The organism is Ferruginibacter sp., from assembly GCF_049840995.1.
In the GTDB taxonomy this organism is placed as follows: domain Bacteria; phylum Bacteroidota; class Bacteroidia; order Chitinophagales; family Chitinophagaceae; genus Ferruginibacter.
The window spans coordinates 68,508-80,509 of the sequence record NZ_JASGIP010000007.1 but is presented as its reverse complement, the minus strand read 5'-3'; the positions used below and the strand labels follow the sequence as shown (position 1 = coordinate 80,509).

Genomic DNA, 12,002 nt, shown 5'->3' with positions numbered 1-12,002 from the left:
AGATTTTAGATTGTCGATTCCGGATTGCAGGTTGATAGCAGTCCTGATCATTTATTAAGGGCGCAAATTACGACCGAATTATTCATTATCAATTAACAAATTATTCATTTCCAATTTATCCATTAATTTGCAACTCCAAAATATGCAGGTTCATTACGATATCAACCAGTTACCCGTTTTTAAGAACGCCGTGATCACCATCGGTACTTTTGACGGGGTGCACAGCGGCCACCGGCAGATCATCCACACGTTGAAAGAAGCAGCCACCAATGCCGGCGGCGAATCGGTGATCATTACTTTCCACCCGCATCCGCGTAAAGTAGTGGCTTCGGCCGTTATCGGTGTAAGGCTGATCAACACCCTTACCGAACGTATCGAACTGATCGGCCAGTTGGGTGTGGACCATTTGGTGGTGGTACCTTTTACCGATTATTTTGCCAACCAGCCTGCAGAAGATTATATCAGCGATTTCCTGGTAAAAAAATTTCACCCGCATACCATCATCATCGGGTACGATCATCGCTTTGGTAAAGAGCGCAGCGGCGATTACAAACTGATGGAAGCCAAAGCGGCTGTTTATAATTATCAATTGATGGAGATACCGGTGCACTTACTGGATACCATTAAAGTAAGCAGCAGCAATATCCGCGAAGCCATTCTGCAAAGCAATATTGATGAAGCCAACAAACTGCTCGGTTATCATTTCTTTTTTGAAGGAGAAGTAGTGCATGGCGATAAGATCGGCCGTACGCTGGGTTATCCTACAGCTAATCTAAAAAGCACCGATGAAGAAAAGATCGCACTCGGTGATGGCATTTATGCCGTGTATGCCGAAGTGGAAGGCATTCGTTTTAAGGCCATGATGAGTATCGGTTTTCGCCCTACTGTAAATGGTAAAAAAAGAGTTACGGAAGTAAATATCTTCGATTTTGCGCAGGATATTTATGGTAAGGTCATCCGTATCTACGTAGTAAAATATTTAAGAAGCGAAGTAAAGTTTGATGGACTGGAAGCATTGAAACTGCAGTTGCACCAGGATAAGGAAGATAGTTTATCGGTTTTATAAGAGCCGGGACGCTTCAAGCGGCCTGGATCGTTTTCGAGCCGGGACGCTTTTGCGGCCTGGATCGTAGGGCCGATCATGGTTCAGGCCGCAAAAGCGTCCCGACCCATTACGCGATCATCTTCACCACCATCTCCTTCATCAACGACGCATCCGAAGTACCGGTGTCTCCCACGCCCACGCCTTTCAGGTTATAATGATGCAGCAATAATAATATTCTTTCAATGCCTTCGTACCCATAATTGCGCACACATTCCAGCGCATTCTTTACAGCCGTGGCATTAAAATAAAAATGGGGTTTCAATGCCGCTTCACTTTTATCATTCATACCAAAAATGGTATACACTTTACTGAAGCTGGCATACAAAGCAGGCAACACCATCTGTATCGGTGCCGCTTTGGGATTACCTTCAAAATACTGAATGATCTTTACCGCTTTGGCAAGATCTTTTTTTGCAATGGCAGCCTGCAGTTCAAATACATTGTATTCCTTGCTGATGCCAATGAATTTTTCTATATCATCTTCGGTAATTTCCTTGCGCCCTTTTAAATTCACCGACAGTTTATCTATTTCATTGGCCATGCGGCTGAGGTCATTGCCGATATGTTCTTCCAGCAATATCACTGCTTTGGAGCTGATGGAATAACCTTTACCGGTCACCATTTCCTTGATCCATTCCTGCACTTTAAAATCCTTCAGCTTTTCGGAAGTGAATACTTCGGCTGTTTGTTTTAAAAGTTTGGAAAGCTTGGTGCGTTTATCCAGCGTTTTGGTTTTATATGCCACCACAAAAATGGTGGATGCCAAAGGGTGTTCAATATAACTTTCCAGTTTTTCAATATCCTTCATCTGCTGTGCTTCCTTCAACAGCACCACCTGGCGTTCGGCAAACATCGGGTAACGCTTACAGGCATTCACCACTGCGGTCCATTCCGCATCACGGCCATAAAAAACAGTGAGGTTAAAACCAGCTTCCGATTCATCCAGTATCTTATGCTCTGCATGGTCCACCACCATATCAATATAATAATCCTCCTCTCCTTCCAGCCAGTAAACAGGTTTAAAGCTTTTCTTTTTCCAGTCGCCGATTATTTTTTCTGCACTCATGGCGTAAAGATAAAATATTTTTCAGCCGCATACTGCGTTGTATCACAGATACTGTTGAAGGTCAAAACTGGCATAGTTTTGGCGCTAAATGCAATAAAACCAGCGTGTTTTAGTTATTCACATATTAACACAACAGCCGTTTTACATTCTTTTTAACTCAACGATTGAATATTTTTGTCAGCATAAACCCTTTAAAATATGGCATACGAAAATTTCCCTGAAACAGAAAAAACCTCTACGCCGGCACCGCAGCCTGCGCAAAAAACAAACCTGCGGAACCTGTTGACCGCTTTTTTATTGGTGGCGCTCCTGGGTACATGGGCTTATATCATTTATGATAAGAACAAGACCAAGGAAACCATTCAGCAGAAAGACACACAGCTGGCCACCAGCAATACTGAAAAAGATGTATTAAGAAAAGAACTGGATGACGCCACCATGCGTTATGATATGATCAAGACCAGCAGTGCTGATATGGCGCATAGTAAAGACAGCGTGATCACCCAACGCGACAGGGATATTGCAGAAAAAAGGGTAAAGATACAGCAGCTGTTGACCAAGGCTAATGCTACAGCAGCAGAGCTGGCACAGGCTAAAACACTCATTGCTTCATTGAATGATGATATCACCGGTTATAAAACGCAGATAGAAACCCTGCAAGGTGAAAAAATAGTATTGACACAACAGAAAGAAGCCGTAACAAAGGAAAGAGATGATGCAAGAAAAGAAACCGAAGATGCTAAAACGGTGATCAAAGAAAAAGAAGACATCATTGATATAGGATCCACCCTGCACGCCTCTAATTTTAACATCATAGGCATCAACGAAAAGAAAAGCGGTAAGGAAAAAACCACCACCACTGCTAAAAGAGTAGATAAATTGCGTATCTCTTTCGACCTGGATGAGAACCGCATCACCCAATCGGGTAATAAAACATTGTACATCTGCATTACAGCCCCCAGCGGCACCCCTGTAACGGTGGAAGCACTGGGTTCCGGCACTTTTAAAACAAGGGATGGAGAAGATAAATTTTTTACCGAAAAAGTGGAAGTGAATTATACACAGGGCCAGCGCCAAACCATTAATGTAGATTGGAAACAGAACAGCAATTTTGAAACAGGCGATTATAAAATTGAAGTTTACAACAACGGCTTCAAGATAGGCGATGGTGTAAGGAGCTTTAAGAAAGGCGGCCTGTTCAGTTAAAAGATATATTTCTAAAACAGATAAAGTTTATAAAGTAAATAAGGCAGTGTTTCACTGCCTTTACTTTATAAACTTTTTTATTTGCAACCAAGGCTACAGCTATTCACTCGCCCCTTATCGAATACTACTAACCTGTTATTGAATGCGCTTCGTTCCTTATTTAATAATCTTCGTTCCTTACCAAGTATCACTCCTTCCTTATCTAATAAGATTCATTCCTTATTTAATACGCCACATTCGTTATTAAATCACCGTCGTCCCGTATCAAGTAACATTCCTCCGTTATCTGATAAAACCCTTCCGTTATTTAATACGCTTCATCCGTTATTCGATAACCTTCGTTCCTTATCCAATAACACTCCCCCTTTATCCAATAACCTCCGTTCCTTATCTAATACGCCTCATCTGTTATCAAATAACCCTCATCCCTTATCAATTATCCATTATTAATTATCAATTATTCATTACCTAAAGTATTGCTCTTATAGAAGCCCTCCCCACATGCACCGTCTTGGATTCTCCTGGTTTCCTGCCTTCATACTGCAGGCTTACTTCAAAATTACCGGCCAGCCTGCGGGTATATTCTACATTCCACAGGTAGTTCTTACCGGGCAATAATCCGTCGAGTAATACATATCCCACCGTTGTATTGGCAGCGCCGGAATAAGCATTGAAGTTGATCTGGTTCAATGTTACCTTGGCATTGAGCGTACTGTTGTTAAGGATATTGTAGCGCAATTCTGCTATCACTGCATGTGTCACCGCTCTTTCCATCGAGTCGATGGTGTTATGCTTATTGGAGTAATTATAAGAGAGGCTTAACCTGAAATTGGATTTGTAGATATAGGAAATACTGGGCTCCGCAGTATTCGCCGTAATAAGATAATTACGGTTGTTGAACTTGGTACCGCTGGTGGTCAGTTCGTTCTTCTGCTGGCGCAGGTTGAGGGCTGCAGCAAAATTCTTGTCCAGGTTCCATCTTATTTTGCCTGAAAGATTGCGCACTTTGCGGCTTTCAAAACCATACGATAATAATGTTTTGCTGTTGCTTAATCCATGCGTTAAATCAAAGCCCCATTTAACATTGCTGCGGTTGAAAAAATACGTGTTGGATAAAAAGGAATTCAGTGATATCAATGTAGTATCCACCAGTTTTTTGGTAAAAGGATTGAACTGGAACTTACCGGTTGAAATATCTTTTTTACTGATCTGCAATGAAGAACTGGTATTGGAGCGATACAATAATTTTTTAAGCCCGTGTGCAGCCGATGGTTTCATTACCAGTCTTGGATCAATATCAAAATTGTAATTGAACTGTATGTAATTGGCTTTTACATATTCATTGCTGGGTGTAAATAATTTTACATACTTGCGCTGGTCCTGGAATACGGCGATCTCAAATTCATTCAGTTCCTTTATGCCATTGTTATTGTAATCTATCCAGGTATATTCACCCTGGCCTGCAGGTACTTCAAAAAAACTGTATTCTCTTTTCTGCTCCTGCCCTGCACCCAGTTCGTATAGTATATTACCGATCAGCAATCCCTTCCACTCCCGGAAATTATATTCTGTGCGGCCCAGCAGGCTTTCATCTGCCTTTTGCGTACTGATATTGGCATTGCTGATATGCAGCTTACGATAAGTGATATTGAGTTTTAATTGGCGGTTCTCATTCTTCATGATCTCCGTATAAAAATTAATATTATCACTCTTATTGGCTTCTACCAGTTTGGTCTGTACCGGCAAAAGATCGTTACGGGTAAAATACGATACGCTCCATTTATTAGGCCGCTCAGGATTGGACCTGATGTAGGCCTGCCAGATATTGAATGCAAAACTGATCGGTGTTAAGGTATCGCTTATTTTATTGCGCTGGTGATTGTATTCACTGCTGTAGCTTGCGCCTACCTGCATTTTCTTCAGCTTTGTAAACTCCTTACTAACGTCAAAGCTTGGCCGCAGGTAAGATCCCTGGTCGGTTGCTGTATTGGTAGTGGTAAGGCTCACCGCATTGGTGAACTTCCAGCCATTTACGGCGGTGTAATTATTGAACTGGTGGCGCAGGCCATGGTAATTATCACTCCTGTTATAACTCACGATCTCGTAAGCATAATAATTCCCTTTCTTGTCTCCTACTTTTACGGAGGCATTGGCTAAATGTTCATCGGCACGGTTCACTTCGTAAGGCAAACTCCAGTCACGCAGGTACTCCACATTGCGCAGGCGTTCCAATGGGCGAAACCTGCCCTGCACAAATTCATATCCTGCATTGGTCTGCAGTTGCAATGCCCGGTTGAAAAGGTTGATCTTTTTATCTGTTTGCTGAAACTGTATCTTTGCTGCATAACCTTTATCGTTGCCTTTATCTTTTTCCGAAAAAAGATTCACATCATAATTGCTCATCGCCGCTTCTACTTTCAACTTAGTATTTGCTGAAAATGAATATTCGCCCCCAAGAGAAACGATCTGTTGCTTTTTAGGCGCCACCAGCAATATCACCGGCTCCCAATCGCCCTGCTTTACATTATTGGCATCGGGCTGTACCCAGTAATACACTTTACCATTCACCGCATTCTGCAACGGCATATAATTGCCCTTGCCTGCACCTACATAGCTAAAGGAAAGGCTGTATAATATGTCATTGGGATTGGTGGAAAAAACATAGATGGAATCATGCACCGTAGTGTTATAAAGCGTGTCTATTTTTTTGTACAATATCTTGTCCACCGCAAATGTATCCCGCTGGGCACTTTTGTAAAAAGCGGTATCCACGCCATCGCCGATATCGGCCAAAAATTGTTTTTGCTTGGTATCCAGCACCTGGTTAATGGAAGAATTCTTTGCATCCGAATTACTGAACGCTCCCACAGTAAGCACAAACTTATTATTAAAGTTCACTTCATCACTTGCATAAACCTGTGCATTCAGGTAATTGCGGTCGGCATACTCAAACTCCACCTGCAGCCTGGTATCTTTGGTGATCAGGTGCTTTTGTGTAAAAGTGATCTCGGCCGTATTATAGTTCATTACGTAATCCTGGTCCTCGCCCCGCTGCAATAACTGCCCATCAATAAAAACCCTTTCCGTTCCGGCCAGTATCACAAAATACACTTCGTAATTGGCGCCCTGCAGGCGATAAGGCCCCTGGTTGCCTTCCACCGGCGTAAGTATATTGCGGGTGAATTTTCCTTTGGCAACGGCGCCGCTTACCAGCAGCGAATTGGAAATATGTTTACTGATCTTGTTCTCGGTAATAAATGAAACTCCCTGTAAGCGTTTGTAAAAATTCAGAAAATAACTTTTGCTTTGCCGGATATCAATATCACCGAAGTTAGCCTGCCAGCCTTTTTTCTTTACCTGTAAATAGATCTTATCAAAATCACGCAGGTCCTGCGTATTGCCATCCGGCTGAATAGGGATATTATTATCCGTAATAGCAGCGGTCAGTTGCAGGCTGTCGCCGATATAGCCGCTCAGCTGCAGGTTAAGGCTGGAGTTGACCACCGCATCCTGGCTGTTGCCAAATGATATACCCCGGCCAAAACTACCTTCCGACTTCACTGTTCCAAAATCAAACAAAGGATTGTTCTGCTGTTTATTATTCAGGTTGAATGTAACAGGATTATTATTGAGGAAATTGAACCGCACACTATCATAATTGTAGTGCTTTACCACTGCATTCAATTTAAAAGGGAAAACGCGGTACGTGATGAATACGGTTTCGGAGGCAGGTTTTTTGATCCAGGTGATACTGCCGTTCACTTCATCCACCCTGTAATCGGCAGCGGGAATGCCGGTGACGATCACGGAACCGGGAACGATACTTGCAGAGTCGAGCTTTACCACATCTCCTTTCACCTGCACGATCTTCTTTCGCAGGTTAGATAGTGATGGATTTTGTGCCGCAACGGCCTGCACAAAAAAAAGCAGCAGCAAAAGCAGGTATTTCCCGGGGTGCTTCAAAAGTTTTAAGATTAGTAATGCCTAAAATTACCATTTATTGTGCAAGACGGTGTTAACCGGCCATTTGCTGCATAAAAAAACCTTCCCGCGGGGAAGGTTTGCTATTTTTAAATACGATCCAATTAATCTTCGGAGCTTAAACCAGCTTTCAGGAACTCCCTGTTCATCCGGGCAATATTGGCCACCGAAATTCCTTTGGGGCATTCTGCTTCGCAGGCATAGGTATTGGTGCAGTTACCAAATCCTTCTTTATCCATCTGTGCCACCATGTTCAGTACACGATTCTTTCTTTCGGGCTGCCCCTGTGGTAATAATGCCAGCTGCGATACTTTAGCGCTTACAAACAACATAGCGCTACTGTTCTTACAGGTAGCAACACAGGCGCCGCAACCAATGCAGGCTGCTGCTGCAAAGGCATCATCCGCATCTTTTTTATCAATGGGAATGGCATTGGCATCAACCGCATTACCGGTATTTACAGAAATATATCCACCCGCCTGTATGATGCGGTCAAAAGCCGTTCTGTCCACTATAAGGTCTTTGATCACCGGGAAGGCCTTGCTTCTCCAGGGTTCCACCACAATGGTATCGCCATCTTTAAAAGCACGCATGTGCAACTGGCAGGTAGTGTTCTGTGCCCACGGACCGTGTGCCTTACCGTTGATATACATGCTGCACATACCGCATATCCCTTCGCGGCAATCATGATCAAAAGCAATGGCATCTTTGCCTTCCCTGATCAGTTGCTCATTCAACACATCAAACATTTCCAAAAAAGACATTTCGGAAGAAATATCCTTTACCTGGTAGGTCTCAAAATGTCCTTTATCACTGGCATTTTTCTGTTTCCACACTTTCAATGTTAAATTCATGCTGTAATGTTCCATAGTATAAATTGCTTTTATGCTAAATTTTATGATAGTTGCTGTATTCAAATGGCCTCCATCCAAATTTTTGCCAGATGAAATACAATATCCTGTGCTTTGTATTTTTAAAATTCTTCTTTTGAATATCGATTTCAAAATTCCAGTCTTCCTTTGCCACCAGGTCTTTCATCACAGCAGGATGTGTGCCTTTGAACAATGTCACCGAATCTATCTTTGAATAATCGAATGCGGTTGCTGCCTTTTCTTTTTCTTCTCCTGCCTTCTTTCCTTCTTCGCCTCTCCATAATTTACTAAAGCCCACTGCTTTCTGCTGCATGGTGAGCGGGTTACGCACCCATCCGTAATGATAAATATAAGCGTCTATCAGTTTTACGTTCAGCTTACGGTTATCATCCCATCTAAAGCCCTGTGCATCGCGGTAGCTTTTTATTCGTTTATCATTTCGTATGATCCTGATCTCTTTGCTGTACCAGCTTCTTCCGTCACCAATGTATTTATAGCTGCCGTAAAAGTGATGGTAGTTGAACAGCAATCCTTCCACCCTTTTATCATCCTTGTATTTCTTCATTGCATCCACAATCGTGCTGTGGTATTGCTCATGCACTGCTTCATCTGCCTGTATGTAAAAGAGCCAATCGCTGTCTGCCGCTGTTGCTGCAATAGCTTTATCTGTTTCCACCGCCAGCACTTTGCCGCCTTCCCTCAAACTATCATCCCATACGGAATGGATCATTTTTATTTTATCCGAACCAATGGATGCGATCAGTGCATTGGTATCATCTTCCGAATCTCCCAGGCAAACGATCATTTCATCTACCACCGGCAGGATGGATGTAATTGATTCCACCACAGGATAGCCATACTTGATGGCATTCTTTACAAAAGTGAAACCGCTTACTTTCATTAGCCCCTGTCCCCTAAAGGGGAACTTAGATTGTTACTTTAAAAAAATATTATTACTCCCCTTTGTTTTATTTACAAGATCCAAAAGCACTCAACAACATTTTAAACGCCACAAAGCCCCCTTTAGGGGGTTGGGGGTGCTGTTTACTTATAACTCCTCTGCGTTGGCTTCACTATCTCAAACTTCAAATCTTCCCTGTTCAATTCCCAATTGCTTTCGCCTTTATATTCCCATGCTGCCACATAACTAAAATTATCATCATCACGTTTTGCTTCACCGTCATCTGTCTGGCTCTCTTCGCGGAAGTGGCCACCGCAGCTTTCATTGCGGTTCAGCGCATCTTTGCACATCAGTTCGCCCAGCTCAATAAAATCAGCCACACGGCCGGCTTTATCCAGTTCGGGGTTCATGCTGTCAATATCACCCGGTATGCGTACGTCGCTCCAGAATTCTTTTTTCAATTGCTGAATTTCGGTTATGGCTTCCTGTAAGCCTTGTGCATTACGGGCCATTCCGCATTTATCCCACATGATCTTGCCCAGGCGTTTATGGAAACTTTCCACGGTCTGGTTGCCTTTGATATTCATCAACGTATTCAGGCGGTCGCTCACTGCTTTTTCTGTTTCTTCAAATGCAGGATGCGAAGTGGGTATCGATGCTGTGCGGATATCATCTGCCAGATAATTACCGATAGTATATGGGATCACAAAATAGCCATCTGCCAGGCCCTGCATCAATGCAGATGCACCCAGGCGGTTAGCACCGTGATCGCTGAAGTTGGCTTCGCCCAATGCGTACAGGCCCGGAACGGTGGTCTGCAATTCATAATCCACCCAAAGACCGCCCATGGTATAATGCACCGCAGGATAGATCCTCATCGGCATTTCGTACGGGTTTTCGCCTGTTATCTTATCGTACATATCAAACAGGTTACCATATTTTTCTTTCACCACTTCTTTACCCATCGCAATTATGGTGGCTTCATCTACATTACTTAAACCCTGTTTGCCTGCTTCAATTTTTCCGTAACGTTTTATTGCATCTGCAAAATCGAGGTACACGGCTAATTTGGTGGTACCCACGCCATATCCTTCATCACATCTTTCTTTAGCTGCTCTCGATGCCACATCCCTCGGCACCAGGTTACCAAATGCAGGATACCTTCTTTCCAGGTAATAATCCCTTTCTGCTTCAGGTATATCCACTGCTTTACGGTTATCGTCTTTTTGTTTGGGTACCCATATCCTTCCGTCATTACGCAAACTTTCACTCATCAGCGTAAGCTTACTCTGGTAATCGCCACTAACGGGAATGCATGTAGGATGTATCTGTGTAAAACATGGATTGCCGAAATAAGCGCCTTTTTTATGTGCTTTCCATGCCGCGGTAACATTGCTGCCCATGGCATTGGTGCTTAAATAAAATACGTTGCCATATCCACCGGTGCACAATAACACGGCATGACCGAAATGCCTTTCCAGTTTACCGGTCACTAAATTTCTTGCGATGATACCTCTTGCCTTACCATCTACCATTACCACATCCAGCATTTCGTGGCGGCTGTATTGTTCTACATTGCCCAATGCAATTTGTCTTTCCAGCGCACTGTAAGCGCCCAGCAATAACTGCTGACCGGTTTGACCCGCAGCATAAAAAGTACGCTGTACCTGTGTACCACCAAAACTCCTGTTGCTCAACAATCCACCGTATTCCCTTGCAAAAGGAACCCCCTGTGCCACACACTGATCAATGATATTCGCACTCACTTCTGCCAGGCGATGCACATTGGCTTCCCTTGCACGGTAATCACCGCCCTTTACTGTATCGTAAAACAAGCGGAAAACAGAGTCACCATCATTCTGGTAATTCTTGGCGGCATTGATACCACCCTGCGCTGCAATACTGTGTGCACGGCGCGGACTATCCTGGAAACAGAATGTTTTTACTTTATACCCCAGCTCACCCAATGAAGCAGCAGCCGAAGCGCCTGCCAAACCGGTTCCTACAATTATGATCTCGATCTTTCTTTTATTGGCCGGGTTCACCAGCTTTACATGCCCTTTGTAATCTTCCCACTTTTCGTTCATTTCACCGGCAGGTATTTTTGAATTGAGCGCCATTGTATTTTCAGTTAATTTATTTGATGATAAATTCAGGTTTTTTCAGGAATGTATTACTGCAGCCAGTCCGTATAAAAAGCAATCGGCATCAATGCAAACAGTATACAAACAATAATAGAGAATGCGGTACCGGCAAACCGGATGATCGGTGTGTATTTTTTATGATTCAAACCAAGCGTTTGAAAAGCGCTGGGAAAACCATGCAGTAAATGCCAGAACAGCGACACCACACCCAGCAGGTAAGCGATCACTGCCCATAACTGTTGAAAGTATTCCTTCATTTCAACATACAGGTTATATTCTGCATCGTTCTCGCCACCATTACCATACAAGGCAATTTTTGTATTGACAAAGAATTTAGAAACGTGCAGTATTAAAAAGAATAATAATAAAGTGCCCAGCAGGCCCATACTGCGGCTATACCATTTGCTGTTGGTGGATGCTGCATTAACAGCATACTTCACCGGCCTTGCCGCGCTGTTTTGTTGCCACAACATCAGGCCTTGTATAATATGGGCGATCAATCCTGCAAACAGGCCGATCTCTAAAACCCTTACAATGTAATTATGGCTCATGAAATGGGCATAGTACCTGAACATCTCTCCCCCGTCGTTAAAAAATATCATGGAATTGATGGTGCAATGGATAACAAGAAAGGAGATCAGAAACAACCCTGTAAGCCCCATTGTAAACTTCTTTCCGAGAGAAGAAGTGAAAATCTGTTTAAAATTCATTACGCAAAGGTTAATTG

At 43.2% G+C, this 12,002-nt stretch carries 8 protein-coding genes; 2 read left to right on the top strand and 6 right to left on the bottom strand.

Annotation, left to right across the window (positions count from 1 at the left end; translation table 11 throughout):
* Positions 1-142: 142 nt before the first annotated feature.
* Positions 143-1,066: a riboflavin biosynthesis protein RibF gene (gene ribF, locus QM738_RS18735; RefSeq protein WP_462278272.1), complete on the top strand. Its 924-nt coding sequence runs from the start codon at positions 143-145 to the stop codon at positions 1,064-1,066.
* A gap of 106 nt (positions 1,067-1,172) precedes the next feature.
* On the opposite strand, the gene holA is transcribed toward ribF, so the two are convergent.
* A complete protein-coding gene (gene holA, locus QM738_RS18730) occupies positions 1,173-2,171 on the bottom strand; it encodes a DNA polymerase III subunit delta (RefSeq protein ID WP_462278271.1) in 999 nt (332 codons plus the stop codon).
* A 198-nt stretch (positions 2,172-2,369) separates the two neighbouring features.
* On the opposite strand from holA, the gene QM738_RS18725 reads away from it, so the two are divergent.
* The gene (locus tag QM738_RS18725) at positions 2,370-3,377 is read left to right on the top strand and encodes a zinc ribbon domain-containing protein (RefSeq protein ID WP_462278270.1); all 1,008 of its coding nucleotides are present in this window, start codon (positions 2,370-2,372) and stop codon (positions 3,375-3,377) included.
* A 468-nt stretch (positions 3,378-3,845) separates the two neighbouring features.
* On the opposite strand, the gene QM738_RS18720 is transcribed toward QM738_RS18725, so the two are convergent.
* The 5 genes from QM738_RS18720 to QM738_RS18700 form a co-directional block, all read right to left on the bottom strand.
* Positions 3,846-7,340: a hypothetical protein gene (locus tag QM738_RS18720; RefSeq protein ID WP_462278269.1), complete on the bottom strand. Its 3,495-nt coding sequence runs from the start codon at positions 7,338-7,340 to the stop codon at positions 3,846-3,848.
* 122 nt (positions 7,341-7,462) lie between these two features.
* The gene (locus QM738_RS18715; RefSeq protein ID WP_462278268.1) at positions 7,463-8,212 is read right to left on the bottom strand and encodes a succinate dehydrogenase/fumarate reductase iron-sulfur subunit; all 750 of its coding nucleotides are present in this window, start codon (positions 8,210-8,212) and stop codon (positions 7,463-7,465) included.
* Positions 8,213-8,246: 34 nt separating this feature from the next.
* Complete coding sequence (locus tag QM738_RS18710) at positions 8,247-9,131, bottom strand: glycosyltransferase family protein (protein ID WP_462278267.1); 885 nt, start codon at positions 9,129-9,131, stop codon at positions 8,247-8,249.
* A gap of 143 nt (positions 9,132-9,274) precedes the next feature.
* Entirely contained in the window at positions 9,275-11,251 is a 1,977-nt protein-coding gene (locus QM738_RS18705; protein ID WP_462278266.1) for a fumarate reductase/succinate dehydrogenase flavoprotein subunit, read from the bottom strand.
* 53 nt (positions 11,252-11,304) lie between these two features.
* Complete coding sequence (locus QM738_RS18700) at positions 11,305-11,985, bottom strand: succinate dehydrogenase cytochrome b subunit (RefSeq protein WP_462278265.1); 681 nt, start codon at positions 11,983-11,985, stop codon at positions 11,305-11,307.
* Between the last annotated feature and the right edge of the window lie 17 nt (positions 11,986-12,002).

Bases quoted from the DNA above. Each gene is read 5' to 3' on its own strand.
- ribF (WP_462278272.1), top strand. From the start codon at position 143: ATGCAGGTTCATTACGATATCAACCAGTTACCCGTTTTTAAGAACGCC.
- holA (WP_462278271.1), bottom strand. From the start codon at position 2,171: ATGAGTGCAGAAAAAATAATCGGCGACTGGAAAAAGAAAAGCTTTAAA.
- QM738_RS18725 (WP_462278270.1), top strand. From the start codon at position 2,370: ATGGCATACGAAAATTTCCCTGAAACAGAAAAAACCTCTACGCCGGCA.
- QM738_RS18715 (WP_462278268.1), bottom strand. From the start codon at position 8,212: ATGAATTTAACATTGAAAGTGTGGAAACAGAAAAATGCCAGTGATAAA.
- QM738_RS18710 (WP_462278267.1), bottom strand. From the start codon at position 9,131: ATGAAAGTAAGCGGTTTCACTTTTGTAAAGAATGCCATCAAGTATGGC.
- QM738_RS18705 (WP_462278266.1), bottom strand. From the start codon at position 11,251: ATGGCGCTCAATTCAAAAATACCTGCCGGTGAAATGAACGAAAAGTGG.
- QM738_RS18700 (WP_462278265.1), bottom strand. From the start codon at position 11,985: ATGAATTTTAAACAGATTTTCACTTCTTCTCTCGGAAAGAAGTTTACA.